General features: G+C 71.5%; 24 protein-coding genes. 8 read left to right on the plus strand and 16 right to left on the minus strand.

Features of this window, described 5'->3' with window-relative positions:
- Positions 1 to 12: 12 nt before the first annotated feature.
- Genes GWK15_RS09295 through GWK15_RS09310 form a run of 4 tightly spaced genes read right to left on the minus strand, consistent with a single transcriptional unit; the run spans position 13 to position 2,147 of the window.
- Positions 13 to 744: a sulfite exporter TauE/SafE family protein gene (locus GWK15_RS09295; RefSeq protein ID WP_168041002.1), complete on the minus strand. Its 732-nt coding sequence runs from the start codon at positions 742 to 744 to the stop codon at positions 13 to 15.
- Positions 734 to 1,075 (minus strand): succinate dehydrogenase, cytochrome b556 subunit, encoded by a 342-nt coding sequence (gene sdhC, locus GWK15_RS09300; RefSeq protein ID WP_168041003.1) that lies wholly within the window; start codon positions 1,073 to 1,075, stop codon positions 734 to 736. Before sdhC ends, GWK15_RS09295 begins: the two co-directional genes overlap by 11 nt.
- Positions 1,075 to 1,413 carry a succinate dehydrogenase gene (locus GWK15_RS09305; RefSeq protein ID WP_338147220.1) on the minus strand — a complete coding sequence of 113 codons (339 nt, stop codon included), beginning with the start codon at positions 1,411 to 1,413 and terminating at the stop codon, positions 1,075 to 1,077. The genes sdhC and GWK15_RS09305 overlap by 1 nt, the downstream gene beginning before the upstream one ends.
- Positions 1,410 to 2,147: a succinate dehydrogenase/fumarate reductase iron-sulfur subunit gene (locus tag GWK15_RS09310; RefSeq protein ID WP_168041004.1), complete on the minus strand. Its 738-nt coding sequence runs from the start codon at positions 2,145 to 2,147 to the stop codon at positions 1,410 to 1,412. Before GWK15_RS09310 ends, GWK15_RS09305 begins: the two co-directional genes overlap by 4 nt.
- A 93-nt stretch (positions 2,148 to 2,240) precedes the next feature.
- On the opposite strand from GWK15_RS09310, the gene GWK15_RS09315 reads away from it, so the two are divergent.
- Positions 2,241 to 3,872, plus strand: a complete 1,632-nt coding sequence (locus tag GWK15_RS09315) for a thiamine pyrophosphate-binding protein (protein WP_168041005.1) — start codon at positions 2,241 to 2,243, stop codon at positions 3,870 to 3,872.
- A 503-nt stretch (positions 3,873 to 4,375) separates the two neighbouring features.
- Positions 4,376 to 5,050, plus strand: coding sequence for a transglycosylase SLT domain-containing protein (locus tag GWK15_RS09320; protein ID WP_168041006.1), 675 nt, complete (start codon positions 4,376 to 4,378; stop codon positions 5,048 to 5,050).
- Here GWK15_RS09320 and GWK15_RS09325 read toward each other — a convergent pair.
- From GWK15_RS09325 to GWK15_RS09355, 7 genes are all read right to left on the minus strand, one after another.
- Positions 5,043 to 6,404 (minus strand): class-II fumarase/aspartase family protein, encoded by a 1,362-nt coding sequence (locus GWK15_RS09325; protein WP_168041007.1) that lies wholly within the window; start codon positions 6,402 to 6,404, stop codon positions 5,043 to 5,045. The two genes, GWK15_RS09320 and GWK15_RS09325, sit on opposite strands and share 8 nt — an antisense overlap.
- Before the next feature lie 171 nt (positions 6,405 to 6,575).
- The gene (locus GWK15_RS09330; protein WP_168041008.1) at positions 6,576 to 7,688 is read right to left on the minus strand and encodes an S-(hydroxymethyl)glutathione dehydrogenase/class III alcohol dehydrogenase; all 1,113 of its coding nucleotides are present in this window, start codon (positions 7,686 to 7,688) and stop codon (positions 6,576 to 6,578) included.
- A 66-nt stretch (positions 7,689 to 7,754) separates the two neighbouring features.
- A complete protein-coding gene (locus GWK15_RS09335) occupies positions 7,755 to 9,077 on the minus strand; it encodes a TRAP transporter large permease (RefSeq protein ID WP_168041009.1) in 1,323 nt (440 codons plus the stop codon).
- The gene (locus GWK15_RS09340) at positions 9,077 to 9,571 is read right to left on the minus strand and encodes a TRAP transporter small permease subunit (RefSeq protein ID WP_168041010.1); all 495 of its coding nucleotides are present in this window, start codon (positions 9,569 to 9,571) and stop codon (positions 9,077 to 9,079) included. Before GWK15_RS09340 ends, GWK15_RS09335 begins: the two co-directional genes overlap by 1 nt.
- Positions 9,572 to 9,584: 13 nt before the next feature.
- A complete protein-coding gene (locus GWK15_RS09345) occupies positions 9,585 to 10,631 on the minus strand; it encodes a TRAP transporter substrate-binding protein (protein WP_168041011.1) in 1,047 nt (348 codons plus the stop codon).
- A 59-nt stretch (positions 10,632 to 10,690) separates the two neighbouring features.
- Positions 10,691 to 11,311, minus strand: coding sequence for a 2-dehydro-3-deoxy-6-phosphogalactonate aldolase (locus tag GWK15_RS09350; protein ID WP_168041012.1), 621 nt, complete (start codon positions 11,309 to 11,311; stop codon positions 10,691 to 10,693).
- The gene (locus GWK15_RS09355) at positions 11,308 to 12,189 is read right to left on the minus strand and encodes a 2-dehydro-3-deoxygalactonokinase (RefSeq protein ID WP_168041013.1); all 882 of its coding nucleotides are present in this window, start codon (positions 12,187 to 12,189) and stop codon (positions 11,308 to 11,310) included. The genes GWK15_RS09350 and GWK15_RS09355 overlap by 4 nt, the downstream gene beginning before the upstream one ends.
- A 120-nt stretch (positions 12,190 to 12,309) precedes the next feature.
- Between GWK15_RS09355 and GWK15_RS09360 the strand changes: the two genes are divergently transcribed.
- Positions 12,310 to 12,501 (plus strand): hypothetical protein, encoded by a 192-nt coding sequence (locus tag GWK15_RS09360; RefSeq protein ID WP_168041014.1) that lies wholly within the window; start codon positions 12,310 to 12,312, stop codon positions 12,499 to 12,501.
- Between the two features lie 146 nt (positions 12,502 to 12,647).
- On the opposite strand, the gene GWK15_RS09365 is transcribed toward GWK15_RS09360, so the two are convergent.
- The 5 genes from GWK15_RS09365 to GWK15_RS09385 all read right to left on the minus strand — a co-directional run bounded on the left by GWK15_RS09365 (position 12,648) and on the right by GWK15_RS09385 (position 17,190).
- On the minus strand, positions 12,648 to 13,427 hold the full coding sequence (locus tag GWK15_RS09365) for a dienelactone hydrolase family protein (RefSeq protein WP_168041015.1): 780 nt from the start codon (positions 13,425 to 13,427) through the stop codon (positions 12,648 to 12,650).
- 204 nt (positions 13,428 to 13,631) lie between these two features.
- Complete coding sequence (locus GWK15_RS09370) at positions 13,632 to 14,345, minus strand: maleate cis-trans isomerase family protein (protein ID WP_209442102.1); 714 nt, start codon at positions 14,343 to 14,345, stop codon at positions 13,632 to 13,634.
- 2 nt (positions 14,346 to 14,347) lie between these two features.
- Positions 14,348 to 15,181 carry an ABC transporter permease gene (locus tag GWK15_RS09375; RefSeq protein ID WP_168041017.1) on the minus strand — a complete coding sequence of 278 codons (834 nt, stop codon included), beginning with the start codon at positions 15,179 to 15,181 and terminating at the stop codon, positions 14,348 to 14,350.
- Positions 15,171 to 15,986, minus strand: coding sequence for an ABC transporter ATP-binding protein (locus GWK15_RS09380; RefSeq protein WP_209442103.1), 816 nt, complete (start codon positions 15,984 to 15,986; stop codon positions 15,171 to 15,173). The genes GWK15_RS09375 and GWK15_RS09380 overlap by 11 nt, the downstream gene beginning before the upstream one ends.
- Positions 15,987 to 16,167: 181 nt before the next feature.
- Positions 16,168 to 17,190 (minus strand): ABC transporter substrate-binding protein, encoded by a 1,023-nt coding sequence (locus GWK15_RS09385; protein WP_168041018.1) that lies wholly within the window; start codon positions 17,188 to 17,190, stop codon positions 16,168 to 16,170.
- A gap of 207 nt (positions 17,191 to 17,397) precedes the next feature.
- Here GWK15_RS09385 and GWK15_RS09390 point away from each other — a divergent pair, with 207 nt between their 5' ends.
- From GWK15_RS09390 to GWK15_RS09410, 5 genes are all read left to right on the plus strand, one after another.
- Positions 17,398 to 17,757 carry a hypothetical protein gene (locus GWK15_RS09390; protein WP_168041019.1) on the plus strand — a complete coding sequence of 120 codons (360 nt, stop codon included), beginning with the start codon at positions 17,398 to 17,400 and terminating at the stop codon, positions 17,755 to 17,757.
- A gap of 68 nt (positions 17,758 to 17,825) precedes the next feature.
- Positions 17,826 to 19,028 (plus strand): pyridoxal phosphate-dependent aminotransferase, encoded by a 1,203-nt coding sequence (locus tag GWK15_RS09395; RefSeq protein WP_168041020.1) that lies wholly within the window; start codon positions 17,826 to 17,828, stop codon positions 19,026 to 19,028.
- Positions 19,025 to 19,486, plus strand: coding sequence for a GNAT family N-acetyltransferase (locus GWK15_RS09400; protein ID WP_168041021.1), 462 nt, complete (start codon positions 19,025 to 19,027; stop codon positions 19,484 to 19,486). Before GWK15_RS09395 ends, GWK15_RS09400 begins: the two co-directional genes overlap by 4 nt.
- A 46-nt stretch (positions 19,487 to 19,532) precedes the next feature.
- On the plus strand, positions 19,533 to 20,735 hold the full coding sequence (locus GWK15_RS09405; RefSeq protein ID WP_168041022.1) for a pyridoxal phosphate-dependent aminotransferase: 1,203 nt from the start codon (positions 19,533 to 19,535) through the stop codon (positions 20,733 to 20,735).
- A 40-nt stretch (positions 20,736 to 20,775) separates the two neighbouring features.
- On the plus strand, positions 20,776 to 21,774 hold the full coding sequence (locus GWK15_RS09410) for a GNAT family N-acetyltransferase (RefSeq protein WP_168041023.1): 999 nt from the start codon (positions 20,776 to 20,778) through the stop codon (positions 21,772 to 21,774).
- The last annotated feature ends 13 nt before the right edge of the window (positions 21,775 to 21,787 follow it).

Below are 21,787 nucleotides of genomic sequence, written 5' to 3' on the forward strand. Positions count from 1 at the left end.
CGCATTCCTCCCTCAGACGAGCAGCGAAACCCCCGAGACCAGCAGCAGCACCAGCAGGATAACCCGGAAGCCCTGCGCCGGAAGCCTCACATAGGCGCGCAGGCCGAGGAGCGTGCCGATGACCAGCGCCGGCACGGCCGCCGCGGTCAGGATCAGCGCCTCGGCCGTGAAGAAGCCCGAGAAGGCCAGGCCCACCGCGGTGATCGCCTGCATGAAGACGATGAAGGGCTGCATCAGCGCCCGGGCGCGGTCCTTGGGCCAGCCCTGGATGTCGGCCCACATGGCCGGCAGCGCGCCGACGAAGCCGCCGATGCCACCCAGTATGCCGCTCGCGAAGCCCACCGCGCCATCGGCCGCCCGGCCGCCGCCGACCTCGGGCGGCGCCAGGCGCAGCGCGATGCGGGCCAGCATGTAGCCGGAATAGACCACCAGCAGCACGCCGACCCCGGCGACGATGACAGGCGCCGGCCCCTTGGCCAGCACCAGCAGCCCGACCGGCAGGCCGAGCACCGCCATGCCGACGAAGAGCCGCATCCGCGGCCATTCGATGTGCTGCCACAGCGCCGGCAGGCTCATCGACTGCGCCATCAGGCTGCCGAGCACGAGCACCGGCGCGGTGACCGAGGGCGGGACGACATGCAGCAGGATGCCCGCGGCCACCAGCACGAAGGCGAAGCCCGCCATGCCGGCGCAGAAGGCGGCGACGAAGCAGCTCGCCGCGACGACGGAGGCCTCAAACCACATTGAGCAGGAACAGCAGGCCGACCAGCAGCGCGAGCCCGGCGGAAATCGCGACCATGTCCTTCTGCCGCTTCCGCCAGCCGAGGAATTCCAGCGCCATCACCCGCAGCCCGCCGGCAAGGTGGGCGGCAAGAAGGACGACGAGGCCCGTCTCGGCTGCCTTGACCAGCGGGTTCTCGGTCCAGCGCAGGAAGCCGTCGAGGCGTGCTTCACCTGAGATGGCGCTGCCGAGTGCCCAGAAATGCAGCGGCAGGAAGAGCGCCAGCAGCAGCCCCGAGACGCGGTGCACCACGAAGGCGAGGTAGGTCGGATGCGCGCGCGGCCGCAGGTCCATCAGGCGAACAGCCCATAGGCGGCGCGGATGCCGAAGCCCGCCGTGACCAGGCCGATGGCGAGCCAGGCGATGTCCGCGCCACGGCCGCGCAGGCCGATCGTCTCGGCGGCCATGTTGCGCAGCCCGATCGCGCCGTGCAGGCCCGCGCTGAGCGCGAAGACCGCGTAGAAGGCGAACCAGGCGCCGTTGCCGCGGGTGCGCCCGAGGATCTCCGCCGCCGACAGCCCGCCGCGCACCGCGCCGATGATGGTGACCAGGTGCACCAGCACCGCGACGGCGAGGATCATCGCCGTGACGCGCTGCACCACCCACAGATGCGTCTGTCCGCGCGTGCTCACCGGCGCCCCAGCAGCGTGTCCCAGAACAGCCGTCGCTTCAGACCCGCGATCGCCGAGGAGGGATCGAGGTTCTTCGGGCAGCGCTCGGTGCAGGATTGCGTCGAGTGGCAGGAATGGCAGCCGGCATCGCCCGCCACCGCATCGAGCCTGTCCCCGTGCGCGCCGTCGCGCACGTCGTTCACCAGCGTCCAGGCGCGGTTCAGCGCGGCAGGCCCGAGATAGTCCGGGTTCCAGGCGACGACGTCGCAGGAGGCATAGCAGACCGCGCAGCCGATGCATTCGATGCCGGCATCGGCTTCGCGCCGCGCCTTGGACGCGGGCGGGACGACCACGAAGTCCTCGGGCACGGCGCCGTCCGGCGCATCCTTGGGCTGGAAGCGGCCCTGCGCGCGCTGCCACTTGTCGAAGAAGGGCGCGAGGTCGGCGGCGAGGTCGCGGATCACCGGCAGGTTCGCGAGCGGCCGCAATTCCAGTTCGCCGTCCGCGCCGACGACCTTTCGCACATGGGTCCGGCAGGTCCAGCGGGCGCGACCGTTCACCGTCATGGCGCAGGACCCGCACATGCCGACGCGGCAGGCGAAGCGATAGGCGAGGGAAGGATCGAGCTCGCGCTGGATGTGCGTGACCACGTCGAGCACGGTCTGGTTCGCACGCGCGGGCACCTCGTAGCGGGCGAAGTCACCTTGCTCGCCGCCGCGCCAGACGCTGACCTTCAGGCTGGCCGGTTCGGCCATGCGCGTTTCCCCTCTCCTGCCGGCGAGACTAGCCGCGCTGGACAGGCTGTCCAGCCCGTGGCTCGCTGCGCGCGATCCAAAGGGGAGGACACCATGACCGAGACGATCCGCGGCGCGGACATCCTCGTGCAGGCACTGAAGGCCGCCGGCGTGAGCCGCATCTTCAGCCTGTCCGGCAACCACATCATGCCGCTCTACGACGCGCTGCTCGGCTCGGGCATCGGCATCGTGCACACGCGGCACGAGGCGGCGGCGGTCCACATGGCCGATGCCTGGGCGCGGCTGACCGGCGAATGCGGCATCGCGCTGGTGACGGGCGGGCAGGGGCACACCAATGCGGTGGCGGCGCTGCCGACCGCGCTCGCGGGCGAGGTGCCGGTACTGCTGCTCTCGGGCCATGCGCCGCTCGGCGAGCTCGGCCTCGGCGCCTTCCAGGAGCTCGAGCAGGCGCGCATGGCCGAACCGCTGGTGAAGCAGGCGGGAACGGCGGCATCGGCGACGACGCTCGGCGCCGATGTGGCGCGCGCGATCCGCATCGCACGGTCGGGCCGGCCGGGGCCGGTGCACCTCTCGCTGCCGACCGACGTGCTCGAGGCGCGCCTCGCCCCCGTCGCGCCGCCGCCGCCCGAGGCCTTCGCGCCGCAGCCCATGCCGCTGCCGGGCGAGAGCGCCGCGGCGATCGCGGCGACCATCGCGCGCGCCGAGCGGCCGGTGATCGTGGCGCCGCCCGCGCTGTGCACGCCCGAAGGTCGCCTGGCGATGGCCGCGCTGTCGGATCGCGCCGGACTTCCCGTCGTGCCGATGGAAAGCCCGCGCGGGCTCGGTGACCCCTCGCTCGGCGCCTATGTGCAGGTGCTGGCGGAGGCCGACCTGGTCGTGCTGCTGGGCAAGGCGCTCGACTTCACGCTGCGCTTCGGGCGCGCGCCGGCCATCGCCGGGACGGCGCGCTTCGTCGTGGTGGATCCGGAGGAAGTGGTGCTCGCGCGCGCGGTGCGCAGCCTCGGCGCGCGCGTCGCCGTCGCCGCGCTGGCGGGATCGCCCGAGGCGGTCGCCGCGCTGACCCCTGCCGTCGCGCGGCATGGCAACGCGGCCTGGTCGGCGCGCCTCGCCGGCGCCATCGCGTTCCGGCCTGCGGCCTGGGCCGCGCTCGCCGGCACGCCCGAGGGCCCGATCCATCCCGCGACGCTGTGCCACGCGCTGCGGCCCTTCCTTGAGGCCGGGCCGGACACGGTGCTGGTGTGCGACGGCGGGGAGATCGGGCAATGGGGGCAGGCGATGCTCGCGGCCCCCGCGCGCGTCATCAACGGCGTGGCGGGGTCGATTGGCGCGGCGATACCCTTCGCGCTCGCCGCGCGCGCGGCGCGGCCGGAAGCGCGCATCCTCTGCCTGCTGGGGGACGGCACCTTCGGTTTCCACATGGCCGAGTTCGACACGGCGGTCCGCAACGACCTGCCCTTCGTCGTGGTGGTCGGCAACGACGCGCGCTGGAACGCCGAGCACCAGATCCAGCTGCGGGAGTACGGCGCCAACCGCACCCATGCCTGCGAGCTCGCGCCCGGCACGCGCTACGACCTGGTCGCCACGGCGCTCGGCGGCCATGGCGAGTTCGTCACGCGCGCCGAGGATATAGCGCCGGCGGTGGAGCGGGCCTTCGCCTCGGGCAAGCCCGCCTGCGTGAACGTGGTGATCGAGGGCCAGCCCGCCCCCTCCGTCCGGATGGCCTGAGAGACCGTTCGAGAATGCGCCATGCGGCGCATTCGGACGTCCGGCACCGGCCCCCACCCGGCCACCCTACGACATTCTCCTGGATGGGTGGCCGGGCGGGGGTGAGGGCCGGTGCCGGGCGTCTCGAACGGTCTCTGACCGCCCCCAAGACGGCCCCTGGACGGCCGGACGCCTGCGGAATTTTCCGGGGCGGTCCGGCAGTCCTCAATAGTGAATTATGAAGTATTCAATATTCCGGACGCCCAGTCCGGTTGATCGTTTCAAAGTTGTTTTTCTTGATGAGGACTTTGCCCCAATCCTGCCCCATTGCGTTCGACAGGGATGGGGCAGGGGAGTTGTCGTGATTTGGGTTTGATCTTTGCCGCTGACTGTGGTCGGTAGCGCCCATGACGACCGCGAATGGATTGTCGGCACCCCCCTGCCGGCGACATGTTGCGGCGCCCCCGCGCGCGTTGCCGCGGGGCGCCCGTGCCCCCGGGCTCCGGCTCCGCCGGATCTGGGACATGGCCGACCGGAGGCGGAAACGCCTGCTCACGCCCGTCTGGACGACGGCGCTCATTGGTGTCCTGACCCTGTCGACCGGCGCCTGCGCGCAGCAGGAGCCGCTGCAGACCGCGGCCCTCTCGTCGCCGGCGCTCAACCGCGACGATCTTTCCCCGCGTTCCGCCTGCCTCGAGGCGGCGCGCGAGGCCGAGCGCAAGCACGGCCTGCCCGAAGGCCTGCTCGTCGGCATCGCGCTGAACGAGAGCGGGCTGCATGCCCATGCCCTGAACATCCGCGGCCGTGCCTACTTCCCGGAAACGCGGGACGAGGCCGCGCGGTTGCTGCGCGCGGCCGGCGGCTACGCCATGGCCGGCTGCGTCCAGGTCAATGCCAGCGTCCATGCGCGTGGCGGCCAGGACTGGCCGCTCGACCCCTGGCAGGCGACCGACTGGGCAGCGAACTACCTGCGCCAGCACTACGAGACCTACGGCGACTGGGGCATGGCCCTGGTGCGCTGGCATGGCGGATCGCCGCGCGCGGCGACCCGGCTGATCTGCCGCGTGCGCAGCAAGATCGACGTCGTCGCCCCGGGCAGCGACATCTTCCGCGAACGCTGCGGCACCGGCGGGGTCGAGATGGCGCGCCTGCGCCGCAACGGCCAGGCGCTGCTCGAACTGGCCGAGGCGCCTAACTGACGCCCATGGACCGCGCGCGCGCGAGCACGCGGTCCACGAAGGCCCCCGCGCTGCCGAGATAGGCCGCGGGGTCCGTCATCTTCCCGATCGCCGTGGCGTCGAGCTTCGCCGCCACGCGCGCATCGCGCAGCAGCGCTTCCGTCAGCCCGATCCCTTCCGCGATCGCAAGGTCGCAGGCATCGTTGACGATGTGGTGGCTCTCGCCGCGCCCGAAGACGGGTGCGAGGCCCATCATCACCGCTTCGGACACGATCAGCCCGTGCGTCGCATCGACGTTGCGGCGCATGCGCGCGGCGTCGACGACCAGGCCCTCGGCGATGAATCGCGCCTGGGAGAGCGCGCCATGCGCGAGCAGGAAGGCCTGCGGCAGGGCGAGCAACTCCGCCTGCCAGGGTCCGGTGCCGCGCTCGAAATCCTGCGCCATGGCGGCGAGCATCTGCGGTACCAGCGCATGCACGCCGCGCGACTGGGAGAGGACGTATTCGCAGGCGATCGGGTTGCGCTTCTGCGGCATCGTCGAGGACCCGCCACGACCGCGCACATGCGGTTCGGAGACCTCGGCGAGTTCCGTCTGCATCATCAGCATGACGTCGGTCGCGATCTTCGACAGGTTGCCGCAGAGGATGCCGAGCCAGCAGGCGGCCTCGTTCAGCCCGTCGCGCGCGACATGCCAGGGGATGTCGGCTTCGGCGAGGTCGAGCTCCGTCGCCAGCTCGCGCGTGATGGCGAGCCCCTGGTCGCCGAGCGAGGCAAGCGTGCCGGCGGCACCCCCGAAGGACAGGCGCAGCGCCCGGTCGCGCACGCGGGCGAGGCCGTCGATGGACGCCAGGAGCGGCGAGAGCCACACCGCGGCCTTGTAGCCGAAGGTCACCGGCAGGGCGTGCTGGAGATGGGTGCGCCCGGCCATGACCGTGTCGCGATGCGCCGCGGCCATGGCGGCGAGCGCGACGCAGGTCGCTCGCAGGTCGGATTCGATCAGCGCCAGGCCGTCGCGGACCTGGAGCACCAGCGCGGTGTCCATGATGTCCTGCGTGGTCGCGCCCCAATGGGTCCAGCGCCCGGCCTCGGGGCCGGCCAAGGCGGTCAGCTGCTTCACCAACGCGACGACCGGATAGCCGGTGTTGCGCGTCGCCGCGGCCATGGCGGAGCGGTCGAGGCGCGTTGCGTCGGCGGCCCGGGTGATGGCCTCGGCCGCCTCGGCCGGGATGATGGACCGGCGGGCCTGGGCGCGGGCGAGCGCGGCCTCGACGTCGAGCATGCGCTGGAGGAAGGCGTCTTCCCCCATCGTGGCGCGCATCGCGTCGGTGCCGTAGAGCGCGCCGAGCACGGCGCCGTCGGCGGGGTTCACGGGCATGGCGTTTCCTCTCGCGTTTCGGGGCGGAGGAAAGGCGGGCCGGGCGCGCGCGTCAATCCGCGCAGCGCCTCCCAAGGGCATTTGCGGCACGCGGCCGAGGGGGCAAGGCCTGCGGACGCCGGCCGCCCGGCGCCTGAGGGGCACGAAGGCCATGCCTTCGTGCACACAAGATCAGAACACGATCACCGACCGGATCGACTTGCCTTCGTGCATCAGGTCGAAGGCGTGGTTGATCTCCTCGAGCGGCATGGTGTGGGTGATCAGGCTGTCGATCTCGATCTTCCCTTCCATGTACCAGTCGACGATCTTCGGCACGTCGGTGCGCCCGCGCGCCCCGCCGAAGGCGGTGCCCTTCCAGACGCGTCCGGTCACCAGCTGGAAGGGGCGCGTCGCGATCTCGCGCCCTGCTTCGGCGACGCCGATGATGATGCTCTCGCCCCAGCCGCGATGGCAGCATTCCAGGGCCTGGCGCATCACGTTCACATTGCCGGTCGCGTCGAAGGAGAAATCGGCCCCGCCGCCCGTCAGGTCGACCACGGCCTGCACCACCTTGTCGACGCCGACCTCGGTCGGGTTGATGAAGTGGGTCATGCCGAACTTCTTCGCCATCTCGACCTTGGCGGGGTTCAGGTCGATGCCGATGATCTTGTCGGCGCCGACCATGCGCGCACCCTGGATCACGTTCAGCCCGATGCCGCCGAGGCCGAACACCGCGACATTGGCACCCGGCCAGACCTTCGCGGTGTTGATGACGGCGCCGATGCCCGTCGTCACGCCGCAGCCGATGTAGCAGATCTTGTCGAAGGGCGCGTCCTCGCGGACCTTGGCGAGCGCGATCTCCGGCAGCACCGTGTAGTTCGCGAAGGTGCTGCAGCCCATGTAGTGGAAGACGGTCCCCTGGTCGCAGGAGAAGCGGGAGGTTCCGTCCGGCATCACGCCCTTGCCCTGCGTCGCGCGGATGGCGGTGCAGAGGTTCGACCGGCGCGACAGGCAGGTTTTGCACTGCCGGCATTCCGGCGTGTAGAGCGGGATGACATGGTCGCCCGGCTTGAGCGACGTCACGCCCGCGCCGACCTCGCGCACGATGCCCGCGCCCTCATGGCCCAGGATGGCGGGGAACAGCCCTTCCGGGTCGGCGCCCGACAGGGTGTAGGCGTCCGTGTGGCAGACGCCGGTGGCCTTCACCTCGACCAGCACTTCGCCGGCCTTGGGGCCCTCGATCTCGATGGTCTCGATGGTGAGCGGGGCACCGGCCTTCCAGGCGACGGCGGCGCGGGTCTTCATGGGGCGGAGACTCCGATGGGTGTCGGCCGAACAATGGTCCGCGCCGCGCCCCGCGCGCAACCCGCCTCAGGACAGCGCCCGCACCACCACGAGCGAGAGCCAGGGAAAGGCCACGCAGAGCGCGAGCCGCACGAAATCGGTCGCGAGATAGGGCAGCACGCCGCGATACGTCCGCCCGATCGGCACGTCCCGCGCCAGGCCGCTGACGACGAAGACGTTCAGCCCGATCGGCGGCGCCGTCAGCCCGATGCCGACCACGATCAGCACCAGGATGCCGAACCAGATCGCCGTCTCCTCCGTCGTCAGGCCGAAGTCGAGTGCGGTGATGACCGGGAAGAAGACCGGCAGCGTCAGCAGCATCATCGCGAGCTCGTCCATCACCGCGCCGAGCACGATGTAGACCGCGAGGAAGGCGATCAGCACGCCATAGGGCGGGAAGCCCTGCTCGCTCACCCAGACCGCCAGCAGGTCCGGCGCCTGGGACAGGGCGAGGAAGGCGTTGAACACCTCGGCGCCGAGCAGGATGACGAAGATCATCGCCGTGGTCTCGGCGGTGGCGCGCAGGCTCTCGATCACCTGGCGCGGGCGCAGCGTGCCCCGCGTCATGCCGACCAGCAGCGTGGCGCCGCAGCCGACGGCGGCGCTTTCGGTGGGCGTGAAGATGCCGCCATAGATGCCGCCGACCACGACGATGGCGATCATCAGCACCGGGATGACATTGAGCAGCGCCTCCCGCCGTTCCGCCGGCGGCACGCGCGGGCCGGCGGGGCAGAGATGCGGCCGCTTCCGCACCACCACCCAGATGGTGAGGATGTAGAAGGCCGTCGCCATCAGCCCCGGGATCAGCGCGGCCATGAACAGCCGCGCGATGTTCTGCTCCGTGCTGATGGCATAGACCACCAGGATGACGGAGGGCGGGATGAGGATGCCGAGCACGCCGCCGACCGCGATGGTGCCGGTGGCGAAGCCCGGTTCCGTGCCGTAGCGGCGCAGTTCCGGCAGCGCCGCGCGGCCGAAGGTCGCGGTCGTCGCGACCGAGGATCCGCATACCGCCCCGAACCCCGCGCAGGCCGCGATCACCGCCATGGCGAGCCCGCCGCGCCGGTGCCCCACCAGCGCATTCGCCGCGGTGAACAGGTCCCGCGCCAGCCCGCCACGCTCGGCGAGCGCGCCCATCAGGATGAAGAGCGGGATGACCGACAGCGTGTAATTGGCGAACAGGAAGAAGGGCGTGGTCTTGAGGTAGGCGAGCAGCCGCGTCGTGTCGACGATGTGCGCGTAGCCGAAGCAGCCGACCAGCAGCATGGCGAGCCCGATCGGGCAGCGGATCGCGAGCAGCAGCAGCAGCGCCGCGAAGCCCGTGCCGGCGAGGACGAATTCCTCGGCCATCAGCCGCGCCCCCGCGCCAGCCGCCACACCCAATACAGCGCGGCGAGCCCCGTCGCCGCGAAGCCGACCGCCCCCATCAGGATCGCCCACCAGATCGGCGCGGCGAGCAGCCCGATCGTCACCGTGCCGTTGCGCAGCGCCTCGAGCCCGCCGACCGCCATGCGTTCCGCCAGCACCAGCGCCACGAGCCCCCAGGCGAGGTTCCAGAAGGCGTCGATTGCCTGGTTCACGCGCCGCGGCAGCCAGGCGGTGAAGCTGTCGACGAAGATGTTGGCGCGCATCAGCGTCCCGTAGGCGAGGAAGCCCAGCACCGCGAGCCCGCCGCCGAGCTGCACCAGTTCCACGTCGCCGCGGATCGGCTGGCCGAGCAGCCAGCGCATCAGCACCGAGGCGGTGACGGTGAAGGCCACGGCCAGCAGCACCAGCCCGCCACCGATCGCGATGCCGGTGGCGATCCGGGCGATCGGCCCGGCGGGCGGTTCAGGCTGGGTCACGCCGGGCGGCGGTTCAGGTCACGCCCTGGCCGAGCTGCGCGACGAGGGCGCGCGTCTCCTCGACCAGCGCGGCGCCGTCGATATTCCTCTCGCGCATCTGGCCGATCCAGGCCTGCACGACCGGGGCGGTCGCGGCCTGCCAGCGGGCCTTCTCCTCCACGCTGATCTCGGTGATGGAATTCCCGCGGCGGCGGACCTGCTCCTCGACCTTGGGGCCTTCCTCGTCCCAGACCTTCGCGGCCATCTCGGCGGCGGCTGCACCGGAATTGGCGTCGAGCACGCGCTGCAGGTCGGGGGCCAGGCCCTCGTAGCGCGCCTTGTTCATCGCGAGGATGAAGGTGGCGATGTAGAAGGTCGGCGTGCCGGGGATGCCGACATGGTAGCGCGCCATCTCCTGCAGGCGGATCGACGGCACGACCTCCCACGGCACCACCGCGCCGTCGATGACACCCTGGGACATCGCTTCGGGCACCTGGGGAACGGGCAGGCCGATCGCGGTGGCGCCGAGCGCCTTCAGCGCCTCGCCCGCCTGGCGCGTCGGGAAGCGCAGCTTGAGGCCGCGCATGTCATCCATCGTCTTCACCTCGCGGCGCGCATGGATCAGCCCGCCGTCATGGCCCCAGGCGGTGATGATGTGCGTCTCGCCGAATTCGCCGCGCATGTGGCGGTCGAACATGGTCCAGGTCGCGCGTGCGTTCACGCTCGCCCGCTTGTGGGCGATGAAAGGCAGCTCGATCACCTCGATGCGCGGGAAGCGGCCGGGCGTGTTGCCGGGCAGCGTCCAGACGATGTCGGCGACGCCGTCCTTCGCCTGGTCATACAGCTGCGGCGGCGCGCCGCCGAGCTGCATGGAGGGGAAGATCTGGATCCGCAGCCGCCCGCCCGACTCGTCGCGCACCTTGTTGGCCCAGGGGACCAGGAAGTGGCGATGCACGTTGGACACCGGCGGCAGGAAGTGGTGCAGCCGCAGCGTCACCTCCTGCGCCGCGGCCCGGCGGGCGGCGAGCAGCGCCGGCGCGGCGATGGTGGCGCCGCCAAGCAGCAGCCGTCGGTTGATCATCGGATCGTTTCCCCTGTGAAGCCCGGCCGGGACTGTCGCGCCCGGTTTCGGGACAAGCATCACCCCAGACCGAGGGCGCTGCGCAAGGCCCTTGCCTTGGCCGCAACGGTCGCGGGGCTGTCGCCGGGCGCATAGAGCGAGGAGCCGACCCCGAAGCCCGCCGCGCCGGCGGCCTTCCAGGCGGGGATGGTCTCGGCCGACATGCCGCCCACCGGCAGGATCGCGGTGCCCTTGGGCAGCACCGCGAGCAGCGCCTTCACCACGGCGGGGGAAACCGCCTCCGCCGGGAACAGCTTCAGCGCATCGGCGCCCGCGGCGAGCAGGGCGAAGGCCTCGGCCGGCGTCATGAAGCCCGGGCAGGCGATGAGGCCGCGCGCACGGGCGGCGCGGACCAGGTCCGGGTCGCAATGCGGCGTGACCATCAACTTGGCGCCGGCGCGCACGATGGCGGCGACCTCGTCCTCGGTCGTCACCGTGCCGGCGCCGACCAGGGCGCGCTCGGCGAAGGCGGAATGCAGGCGGCGGATGCTCTCGAGCGGCCGGGGGGAATTGAGCGGCACCTCGATGATGTTCAGCCCCTCATGGATCAGGGCGGAGGCGATCGCCTCCACCTCCTCCGGCTGCACGCCGCGCAGGATGGCGACGATGGGGCAGGCATCGAGCCAGGGGGCGAGGCTCATGGCAGGCGCTCCGCGATCAGGGAGAGGCCGCGCGCGGCGGCATCGGGATCGGCGGCCCGGTGGGGCACGCCGAAGGCATCCAGCGCGGCGGCATAGCGGGCTGTCAGCGCCTCGGACCCGATCAGCACGATGGGCGGGGCGACGCCGTCCTCGAGCGCGGCTGCGACCTCGTGGCCGATCAGCAGGCCGGAGAGGAAGGAGGCGGCCTCGGCTTCCGCAACCTCCCCGAACAGGGATGCCGCGCGCAGGCCGAACAGGTGGTGCAGCAGGCCGCCGCCCTGCTTCGCCCGCGCGACGCCGCGGGCGAAGGCACCGGCATGGTGCGGCGCGGCCGGGTCCATCATGCGGGCGAGGATCGTATGGCCGGAGAGCGCGGCGAAGGCCTCTCCGGTGAAATGAGTCGTGAAACCCGTCACGCACCCGCCGGCGAGGCGCGCCCATTTCGAGTGGCTGCCGGGCAGGCAGGCGGTGGCCTCGGCTTCCCCCGCGGCGATGGCGCCAAGAAGTTGCGTTTCCTCCCCGCGCATCACCTCCGGCACGCCGTGGCGGTCGCGGCAGGACAGGCCCGGCAGCAGGCGGACGTCGGCGCCGTCGAAGGGCACGCGGATGGCCGCGGCGGCGAGGCCGTCGAGGCCTGCGGGGCAGGGGAGGTAGGGCGCCTCGACCCAGCCCTGGCGGCTGCCGACCATGCCGCACATCAGGACCCGCGTTTCGCCATCGGCGATCCAGTCGCCGGCGACCGCGCGCAGCGCGTCGGGGAAGCCGCCGGGCGGGACGGCGAGGATGCCGCCAGCGGTGTCGCGGCGGCTGGCGATGGCGCCGCCGGGCGCGAAGCGATAGGCCCGCAGGCTCGAAGTTCCCCAGTCGATGCCGATCACCTGCGCGTCCTCCGCCCTGGACGCAGGGGATGCCAAAGCCGGACGGGGCACGCAACCGTGCGCTTATGCGGGTTGGACCGAAGGTCGAACACCCCGCGCGCCGGACAGAAGCCGGGAGGCATGGCGGAAGTCGAGGGCCAGGCTGCTCGGCGGCGGCGCGATGGCAAGACGGTCCTGGTGCAGAACATGCCCGACCGCAACATCGCCGCGTTCCGCTGCGACGACGGGCGGCTGTGGGACACCGGGCAGCGTATCGCCGTGAATTGCGGGCCGGACGCGATCCGCACGGCCGAGGTGCCGCCTCGGCGCTGAAGGTCCGAGCGATCCCGGGCGTCGCCGGTGCCGCGGAACGCGCGCGGGGGGGCGAAGCGGATCATGCAGATGACGATGCCGTCCATGACGCCGCAGCAGGCCGGAAGGATCGGGGCGCCTTGCCGGGGTGCGGCTGGCGCCGGCCCTCACCAGCCCGTCGCGGGCATGACGGCGAGGAAGGCCGCGGCCTGTGCCGCCGACATCGCGGTGAGCGCCGGCCAGCCGCGCACCGTGACGCGCCCCGCCACGCCCGGTGCCGGATGCCGCCAGGGCGCGAGCGGCTCGGCCTGCGGGAAGTCCCAGGCGTAGCCCGCGTCGCGATAGGCGACGCGCCGCGCCGGCGCCGGCCCGGCCAGGCGGGCGGAAAGCGCGCTGCAGTCGGCCGGCAGGTTCGCCTCATCCGCCGCGCCGTGCAGCAGCAGCAGCCGGCCCCGCGGTGTCGGCACCTCCTCGGGAAGCGTGGCGAGCAGCGCGCCGCAGCCCGGATAGAGCAGCACCCGCGCGGCGAAGGGATCGGGGCCGGAGAAGGCGCGCGCGGCGACGAACGCGCCCTGGCCGAAGGCGAGCAGGCCGATGCGTGTCGGATCCACCCCTGGATGGCGGGCGAGCGCGGCGATGGCGCGCCTGATCTGCGCCGCCGTCAGTTCCTCGGGCTCCGCCGCGACCTCGAGCACGGCGAGGCCGGCGGCGACGAGTTGTTCGACATAGGGATCGCTGCGCCGGTCGGGGCCGAACAGGTCAGGGACGATGAGGACGGCCGGCCGCGGCGCGTCCTCTGCGCCGGGCGGCAGGGTGAGCAGGCCGGCGACCTGCCCTTCATCCTCCAGCATCACCGGCGGGTCGAGCGTCTCGAGCAGGATGCGCGCGTCGGCGGGTGCGGCGAAGGCGAGCACCGCGGCGAGGGCTAGCAGCGGAAGGTGTCGCATGGCCAAAAGCTGACCTCAGCGGCCGCGCGCTGCGGTGCCGGATGGCACATGCCGGCGCCGGGGTGCCGAACGCGGTCGGGGCGGACCCGCGCCGCGGTCAGGCCCGCACGGCAGGCGGATGCCGCAGGTTCCGGGGCAAGGCATTCCTCGTGGAGCCGGCGATGCGGAGCGGAGGGCGTGCCGGACCGGTCGGCGGCGGGGGCCTCAGGCCAGCCGGGCCAGCACCCCGAGCGCAGGGACCGCCGCCGTGACGCCGCCCGCCGCGCGGATCGCCCCCCAGAGCGCGACCGCGACCGAATCGAGCACTGGGACGTCCGTCACCGCCGCCGCCGCGGCCAAGCCGCGGAAATTCGTGCAATGGATGGCGATGGCGTCGCAGCCTTCGGCCGCGACCTCCCGCACCAGGCGCGTGACGAGAGCGTCGTCGTGGTCCGCGAAGGAGTAGTTGCCCGGATCCTCGAGGTGCCGCTCGCCGCCGGTCTCGAAACCCGCCGCGCGGAGATTGGCGAGGATCGCCGCCTGCACGCTGCCCAGATAGGGCGTGACCAGCCCGATCCGCCGCGCGCCCAGCGCCGTCAGCGCGTCATGCAGCGCGAGCGTCGCGGTGGTGGCCGGGATGCCGGTCGCGGTGGCGATGGCGTCGCACACCGCGCGGTCCGCTTCGAGCCCGAGCCAGGACCCGGACGTGCCGTTCCAACAGATCGCGTGGACCTTGGCGTCGGCCAGCATCTCCGCCGCCGCGACCATGGGGGCCACATCGAACTGCCCGGTCGACCCGCCCTCCAGCGTGATGGACAGCACGCGCAGACGCTGGAAATGCGCGCTGATGTGCGGCACGTCGGCGAGCAGCCCATAGGTCGCCGGTTCCAGCACCGTGTTCGACGACGGCGTCAGCATCCCCAGGCGGATCGCCTGCATCCTCATCCCCCCGTGGCGAGGCGCGGGTCGTTCTGCCCCCGCGTGGCCCAGCCGGTCGTGCGTTCCTCGATGGTCACGGCCACCCAGTACATCAGCACGCCCATGATGCCCGTCACGATCAGCCCCGCGAAGACCAGCGGCACGTCGAAGCGGGAGGAGGCGACGAGCATCAGGTGCCCGATGCCCTCGTTCGCCGCCACCGTCTCGCTGATGATGGAGCCCACGAAGGCCACTGTGATCGCGACCTTCAGCGAGGCGAAGAAGTAGGGCATCGCCCGCGGCAGCCCGACCTTGGCGATGATGTCGCGCGAACTCGCGCCCAGTGCGCGCAGCACGTCGCGAAGCTCGGGCTCCACCGTCGCGATGCCGGTCGCGACGTTCACCACGATCGGGAAGAAGGAGATCAGGAAGGCGGTCAGCACCGCCGGCCAGAAGCCGGCGCCGAACCAGATCACCAGGATCGGCACCACCGCGACCTTGGGCACTGAGTTGAAGGCGATCAGCAGCGGATAGAGCCCGCGATAGACCAGCACCGAGGACCCGACCGCGACGCCGAGCGCCAGGCCGAAGACCACCGCCATCATGAAGCCGACGAAGGTCGTGACCAGCGTCGCCCAGGCGTTCGTCAGCAGCGGCTGCCACCACTTCACCATGCTCTCCGCGATCAGCGACGGCGCGGGCAGGATGAAGGGCGGGATGGAGAACAGCCGGCAGGCCGCTTCCCAGACCAGGAACATGCCGGCGATGACCAGCCAGGGCAGCGCGTTCTCGAGCCGCCGGCGGCGGCGGGCGGCCTCGGCGAGCGCCTCGGCGCTGCGGGGGGCGTCAGCGGGCATCGGCGACCTCTCCCTTGCGGGCCTCGGAGATCCGGTCGCGCAATTCGTGGACGATGGCCTGGAACTCGGCCTCGTAGGTCTGGTCGAGCCGGCGCGGGCGCGGATAGGGGATGTGCCGTTCGGCGATGATGCGGCCCGGGCGCGCCGACATGATCAGCACGCGATCGGCCAGGTAGACCGCTTCCTTGAGGTCGTGCGTGACCAGGATGACGGTCGGCTTCTTCGCCATCCACACCGCCTGCATCACGTCCCACAGATCCTCCCGCGTGAAGACGTCGAGCGCGCCGAAGGGTTCGTCCAGCATCAGCAGGCGCGGGTCATGGATCAGCGCGCGGCACAGGGATGCGCGCTGCTGCATCCCGCCCGACAACTGCCAGGGGAACTTCGCCTCGAACCCCGCGAGGCCCACCAGGCGCAGCAGGTCGCGGGTCTTCGCCACATACTCCGCGCGCTTCGCCCGCAGCTGGCGCCGGTGCGGCTGCACCACCTCCAGCGGCAGCATCACGTTCGCCTGGATCGTCCGCCAGGGCAGCAGCGTCGGGTTCTGGAAGGCCATGCCGGCGATGGACAGCGGGCCCGAGACCTCCCGCCCGGCGACGATCACCGTGCCCTCGGTCGGCGGCCACAGGCCGGTGACCAGGCGCATCAGCGTCGACTTCCCGCAGCCCGAGGGGCCCACCACCGCGACGAATTCGCCATCGGCGACATCGAGCGTGGCATGGCGCAGGGCGAGCGTGCCCTCGACGCCGCCATAGCGCATGGCGACGTCGTGGATCTGGACGAAGGGCGGGGGATGGGCGGTCATGCGTCCGTCCTAGGCACGTGGCGTGCCGCGAAGGGCAGGGGGGGAGAAGGGAACTTCTCCCCCCTGCACCCCCCTCAACCTTTTCTGGAACTTGGCGCCGGCCGTGGCGGTCAGTTCCCAAAGGCCAAAGAAGGTTGAGGGGGGGCACGGGGGGAGAAGTTCCCTTCTCCCCCCGCCTCTCTCAGATGCGCCGCGCCTCGACCGGCGGCAGGAAGTCCGGCGTGTAGATCTGCGCCGCCTGCAGCCGCGGGGGCAGGTTGTAGGCTTCCTCCACGGCACGGATGCCGGTCTGCATGCGCCCCATGTCGACCGCCGAGATTCCGTTCGCCCGCACGTTGTCGGTCAGGATGACGCGCTCGAGGTTCATCTGGTGGCGTTCGCGCTCGAGCGCGACGTCGGTCAGCGGCTCGACCCGCTTCAGCACGTCGAGCATCTCCTGCCCGTTGCGGATGGTGTCGATGAACCCCTTCATCAGCGCGGCCGTGACGCCGCGGACGGCGGCGGGATTGCGCTCGAGGAAGGCGCGGGTGGTCAGGATGGCTCCGCCGTACAGGTTCAGCCCGTGGTCGTAGTACATCATGATCCGCTGCTGCGGGATGTCGAGGCCGATGCCCTTCAGCGACAGCGCCGAGGTGGTGACGAAGCCCGTCACGCCGTCGGCCTCGCGGCGGACCAGCATCGGTTCGCGCAGCTGCGGCGTGACCGACAGGAAGGTGACCTTCGACGCGTCGACGCCCGCGGCCTTGGCGAAGGCGGGGAACAGCTGCCGGCCGGCGTCGAAGTCCGGCGCGGCGAGGCGCCTGCCCTCGAGGTCCTTGGGCGTGCGGATCGGCCCATCGGCGCGCACGATGGCGCAGAGCGGGCTGCGGTCGTGCAGCACGGCGACGGCGACGATGCCGCGGTCCGGGTTCTCCGCCATGAAGCGGATCGCCGGGTTCAGGTCGGCATAGCCCATGTCGTACGACCCGCCGGCGAGGGCGACCGGCACGCCGCCCGACCCCTGGCCGCGATCGACCGTCACATCGAGCCCGGCCTCGCGGAAGTAGCCCTTCTCCCGCGCCACCAGGGCGAAGGCGTTGGGGGCCTGGAAGGCCCAGTCGAGAGTGAAGCGCACGCGCGTCGCCTGGGCGCGCGCGACGGCAGGCGCGGCGACGAGGCCGCCGGCGGCGAGCAGCGCGGCGCGGCGTGAAAGCCCGACATTCATCCGGTTCGTCTCCCTTTGCGCCGGTCCGGTCCGGCGATCGGGCCCTGTCTGGGGCATGATCCGGCGCGTACGCAAGCGGCGCGAAGGGCCCGGCCGGGGTGCCGGCCCCCGGGTCTGCCCAGGGAATGGGCGCGCCTGCCTGCGCTTCGGGCGGCCGGCCGGCGCTTCGGCCGTGATCCCGCCATGGGGACCGGGCATCCTGGCCTCATGCGTCCCGCCACCCTCCTGCTTCTGTTGCTTGCGGCCTGCGCCGAGCGCTGGGAGCGCCCCGGCGCGACCGAGGCCGAATCGGAGACCGCGCTCGCCATCTGCACCGGGGACGCCGCCCGCCAGGTGCCGCCCGCCATGGCCTGGACGATGGTCTCGCCAGGGTCCTGGATCCCGGGGGAGCAGCGCTGCTGGACCCAGAACAACCGGACCGAATGCGTCCGCTCCCCGCCGCGCTACATCCCGCCGCGCTACGACTGGGTGGACCTGGCGGCCGGGCAGCGGCGGGCGGTGCGGAACGCCTGCATGGCCGAGGGCGGGTGGACCTATGAGGGGCTGCGGCCGCTCCGGCTGCAGTAGCCGGGTTGCTGGCGGGGGTGGGCGGGATTACGGTCCCGCGATCCCGCAAAACCCCTTCCGGTACCGCCATGAACCTGATCGCCGACCGCCTGAACCGCATCTCGCCGTCCCTGACCATCGCCATGACGGCGAAGGCGCGCGCGCTGAAGGCCGCGGGCAAGGACGTCATCGGGCTGTCCTCCGGCGAGCCGGACTTCGACACGCCCCGCAACGTGAAGGACGCCGCGATCGCGGCGATCGAGCGTGGCGAGACGAAGTACACCGACGTCGCCGGCACCCCCGCGCTGCGCAAGGCGGTGTGCGAGAAGTTCAAGCGCGACAGCGGCCTGGACTACAAGCCGGAGGAGATCATCATCGCCACCGGCGGCAAGCAGGTGATCTTCGACGCGCTGGTCGCGACCATCAATCCGGGCGACGAGGCGATCATCCCCGCGCCGTGCTGGGTGTCCTACCCGGACATCGTGCAGCTTGCCGAAGGCACGCCGGTGATCGTGCAGTGCGGCCAGAACGCCGGCTTCAAGATGACCGGCGAGCAGCTGGAAGCCGCGATCACGCCCAAGACCAAGTGGCTGATCCTGAACAACCCCTGCAACCCGACCGGCGCGGCCTACAACGCCGAGGAACTGAAGAAGATCACCGACGTGCTGATGAAGCACCCGCATGTCTGGGTCTTCACCGACGACATCTACGAGAAGCTGAACTACGACGGCTTCAAGCCGGCCACGATCCTCGAGGTCGAGCCCCGCCTGCGCGACCGCACCGTGACGATGAACGGCTGCTCGAAGGCCTATGCCATGACCGGCTGGCGCATCGGCTTCGCCGGCGCGCCGGTGCACCTGATCAAGGCCATGGACAAGCTGCAGGGGCAGTCGACGTCCAACACCTCCTCCGTCTCCCAGGCCGCCGCCATCGAGGCGCTGACCGGCCCGCAGGAGAGCATCGAGGAGATGCGCAAGGTCTATGAGCGCCGCCGCAACATGGTGGTGGAGATGCTCAACCAGGCGCCTGGCATCCGCTGCCACAAGCCCGAGGGCGCCTTCTACGTCTTCCCCGACATGCGCGGCTGCATCGGCAAGACCACCGCCGGCGGCAAGAAGATCGAGACGGACGAGGACTTCACCATCGCCCTGCTCGAGGAAGTCGGCGTCGCCACGGTGCATGGCGCGGCGTTCCTCTCGCCGGGGCATTTCCGCATCTCCTACGCCACCTCGGACGAGGCGCTGCGCGAGGCCTGCACGCGGATCCAGAAGTTCTGCGCCGGGATGAAGTGAGCGGGGCGTTCACGCTCCGGCCGGTCGCGGAGGCGGATTTCGAGCCGCTCCTCGACCTGTCCATCCGCGTCCTGCGCGAGGACCTCGAGCGCGTCGGCCGCTTCGACCCGGAGCGGCGGCGCAGCCGGATGCGGGCGGGCTTCGATCCGGCGGTCCTTTCGGCCATCGAGGTCGACGGCCGTCTCGCCGGCTGCATCGCCGCAGCGCCAGCCGAGGACCATGTCGAGGTCCATTCCTTCTACCTCGAGCCCTGGGCCCAGGGCCGGGGCCTGGGTGCGGCGGTCTTCGCCGCCGTGCGCGCGGCCCATCCCGACCTGCCGGTGCGGATCGAGGTGCTGAAGGGCGCCTCCGTCCACCGTTTCTGGGAAAAGCAGGGCTTCGTCCGGACCGGGGAACAGCCCTTCGACTGGCTCTATGAGCGCCCGGCCGGCCTTGGCGCGGTCCCGTCGCCGGCCTAGTTTCGCCCCCGCCAGTTTCCCCCTCACAGGGACAGAGAGAGAAGAAATGCCAGCCCTTGCCGCCCGCATGAACGAGGTCTCCATCTCCGCTTCCGTCGTGATGACGATGAAGGGGCGCGAACTGGCGGCGAAGGGGATCAAGGTGATCAGCCTGGCCTCGGGTGAGCCTGATTTCCCGACGCCGACCCATGCCATCGAGGCCGCCCACAAGGCGGCGCTGGCCGGCGACACGAAGTATCCGCCGCAGGACGGCACCAAGGCGCTGAAGGAAGCGGTGCAGCGCAAGTTCAAGCGCGACAACAACATCGACTACGCGCTCGACGAGATCATGGTCGCCAATGGCGGCAAGCAGTGCATCTACAACGCCTTCATGGCGACGGTGGACCCCGGCGACGAGGTGGTGATCCCCGCCCCCTACTGGATCTCCTACGCCGACATGGCGAAGGTCGCCGGCGGCAAGCCGGTGCTCGTCTCCTGCCCGCAGAACAACGGCTTCAAGCTGCGCCCCGAGGACCTCGACGCCGCCATCACGCCCAACACCAAGTGGGTGATGCTGAACTTCCCGAACAACCCGACCGGTGCGGCCTGCTCGCGCGAGGAGATGAAGGCGATCGCCGAGGTGCTGAAGAAGCACCCGCATGTCTGGGTCATGACCGACGACATGTACGAGCACCTCGTCTATGACGGCTTCGAGTTCTGCACGATCGCCGAGGTCGCGCCCGAGCTGAAGAACCGCACGCTCACGGTCAACGGTGCGTCCAAGACCTATGCCATGACCGGCTGGCGCGTCGGCTTCTGCGGCGGGCCGAAGGAGCTGATCAAGGCCATGATCAACATGCAGGGCCAGGCGACCTCGGGCATCTCGACCATCTCGCAGGCCGCGGCCGCCGCCGCGCTGGACGGTCCGCAGGACCTGGTGCGCGAGCGGGCCGAGGAATACCGCCGCCGCCGCGACCTCGTGGTCGACATGCTGAACCAGGCGCCGGGCATCGCCTGCCACAAGCCGGAAGGCGCCTTCTACGTCTTCCCGAACATCGCGGGCTGCCTCGGCAAGACGACCAAGGCGGGCAAGAAGATCGAGACCGACACCGACTTCGCCATCGCGCTGCTCGAGGAGAAGCACGTCGCCGCCGTGCAGGGCGCGGCCTATGGCATGTCGCCCTACCTGCGCATCTCCTACGCGACGGACACCGAAAGCCTGCGCGAGGCCTGCAGCCGCATCCAGGAGTTCTGCAAGGAACTCTCGTGACCGCAGGGCGCGGGCGCCGCGCACCAGGGGGCTGAAGCGGATGCCTCCGATCCAACTGCGCGAGGGGCGGGACAGCGACGCCGAGGGGTTCATCGCCCTCATCGGCGCCTGCTGGGGCGAGTATCCCGGCTGCCTGCTCGACGTGGACGGGGAGGTACCGGAACTGCGCGCCCTCGCGAGCTATTTCCGCGACCAGGGCGGCACGCTCTGGACCGCGGAACGCGACGGGCGCGTCATCGGCATGGTCGGGACGCGTCCGCTCAAGGAAGACGCGGCCTGGGAGATCTGCCGGATGTATGTCGATGCCGGCGCGCGCGGCGCCGGCCTCGCCGGCGACCTGCTGCGCACGGCCGAGGCGCATGCCCGTGCCTCGGGTGCGGAGCGGATGGTGCTCTGGACCGATACGCGCTTCACCCGCGCGCATGGCTTCTACGAGAAGCACGGCTATGTCCGGCAGGGCTCCATCCGGATCCTCGACGACATCTCGCATTCCCTGGAATTCCGCTACGCCAAGCCCGCCGCCGGCCTGGTGGTCGAGGCACTGGACGCAGCCGCGGCCGCCAGCGCGGAACGGCGCCTGGCGGACCTGCTGATCGACTGCGTCGCCGAGGGCGCCTCGCTCGAATACCTCCCGCCGCTGTCGCGCGACCGGGCGACGGCCTTCTGGAAGGCGGGTTCGGCGGCAGTCGCGGCGGGCAGCCGCGTGCTGCTCGCGGCCTGGCTCGACGGGCGGCTCGCCGGGACGCTCACGCTCGAGCTCGTGGGGTCGGAGAACCAGCCCCATGTCGCCGGCATCCAGAAGCTGATGGTCGACCCCGCGGCGCGCCGTGCGGGCATCGGCCGCGCCCTGCTGCGCCGCGCCGAACAGGCCGCGCGCGCCCATGGGCGACGCCTCGTCATGCTCGACACCCGCCGCGGCAGCGCGGCGGAGGCGCTCTACCGCGCCGAGGGCTGGACCGAACTCGGCGCCATCCCCGGCTTCGAACTGGACGGCGACCGCCGTCCGCAGGACACGGTATTCTTCTGGAAGGCGCTCTGACACCAGGGGGTGG

This window comes from Neoroseomonas oryzicola (assembly GCF_012163135.1).
GTDB lineage: Bacteria > Pseudomonadota > Alphaproteobacteria > Acetobacterales > Acetobacteraceae > Neoroseomonas > Neoroseomonas oryzicola.

What these genes read in the sequence shown, in the direction of transcription:
- GWK15_RS09310 (WP_168041004.1), bottom strand. Translation starts at nt 2,147, where the DNA reads ATGGCCGAACCGGCCAGCCTGAAGGTCAGCGTCTGGCGCGGCGGCGAG.
- GWK15_RS09295 (WP_168041002.1), bottom strand. Translation starts at nt 744, where the DNA reads ATGTGGTTTGAGGCCTCCGTCGTCGCGGCGAGCTGCTTCGTCGCCGCC.
- GWK15_RS09390 (WP_168041019.1), top strand. Translation starts at nt 17,398, where the DNA reads ATGCGTCCCGCCACCCTCCTGCTTCTGTTGCTTGCGGCCTGCGCCGAG.
- GWK15_RS09320 (WP_168041006.1), top strand. Translation starts at nt 4,376, where the DNA reads ATGGCCGACCGGAGGCGGAAACGCCTGCTCACGCCCGTCTGGACGACG.
- GWK15_RS09375 (WP_168041017.1), bottom strand. Translation starts at nt 15,181, where the DNA reads ATGCCCGCTGACGCCCCCCGCAGCGCCGAGGCGCTCGCCGAGGCCGCC.
- GWK15_RS09385 (WP_168041018.1), bottom strand. Translation starts at nt 17,190, where the DNA reads ATGAATGTCGGGCTTTCACGCCGCGCCGCGCTGCTCGCCGCCGGCGGC.
- GWK15_RS09370 (WP_209442102.1), bottom strand. Translation starts at nt 14,345, where the DNA reads ATGCAGGCGATCCGCCTGGGGATGCTGACGCCGTCGTCGAACACGGTG.
- GWK15_RS09350 (WP_168041012.1), bottom strand. Translation starts at nt 11,311, where the DNA reads ATGAGCCTCGCCCCCTGGCTCGATGCCTGCCCCATCGTCGCCATCCTG.
- GWK15_RS09395 (WP_168041020.1), top strand. Translation starts at nt 17,826, where the DNA reads ATGAACCTGATCGCCGACCGCCTGAACCGCATCTCGCCGTCCCTGACC.
- GWK15_RS09380 (WP_209442103.1), bottom strand. Translation starts at nt 15,986, where the DNA reads ATGACCGCCCATCCCCCGCCCTTCGTCCAGATCCACGACGTCGCCATG.
- sdhC (WP_168041003.1), bottom strand. Translation starts at nt 1,075, where the DNA reads ATGGACCTGCGGCCGCGCGCGCATCCGACCTACCTCGCCTTCGTGGTG.
- GWK15_RS09360 (WP_168041014.1), top strand. Translation starts at nt 12,310, where the DNA reads ATGGCGGAAGTCGAGGGCCAGGCTGCTCGGCGGCGGCGCGATGGCAAG.
- GWK15_RS09330 (WP_168041008.1), bottom strand. Translation starts at nt 7,688, where the DNA reads ATGAAGACCCGCGCCGCCGTCGCCTGGAAGGCCGGTGCCCCGCTCACC.
- GWK15_RS09345 (WP_168041011.1), bottom strand. Translation starts at nt 10,631, where the DNA reads ATGATCAACCGACGGCTGCTGCTTGGCGGCGCCACCATCGCCGCGCCG.
- GWK15_RS09365 (WP_168041015.1), bottom strand. Translation starts at nt 13,427, where the DNA reads ATGCGACACCTTCCGCTGCTAGCCCTCGCCGCGGTGCTCGCCTTCGCC.
- GWK15_RS09325 (WP_168041007.1), bottom strand. Translation starts at nt 6,404, where the DNA reads ATGCCCGTGAACCCCGCCGACGGCGCCGTGCTCGGCGCGCTCTACGGC.
- GWK15_RS09405 (WP_168041022.1), top strand. Translation starts at nt 19,533, where the DNA reads ATGCCAGCCCTTGCCGCCCGCATGAACGAGGTCTCCATCTCCGCTTCC.
- GWK15_RS09410 (WP_168041023.1), top strand. Translation starts at nt 20,776, where the DNA reads ATGCCTCCGATCCAACTGCGCGAGGGGCGGGACAGCGACGCCGAGGGG.
- GWK15_RS09335 (WP_168041009.1), bottom strand. Translation starts at nt 9,077, where the DNA reads ATGGCCGAGGAATTCGTCCTCGCCGGCACGGGCTTCGCGGCGCTGCTG.
- GWK15_RS09315 (WP_168041005.1), top strand. Translation starts at nt 2,241, where the DNA reads ATGACCGAGACGATCCGCGGCGCGGACATCCTCGTGCAGGCACTGAAG.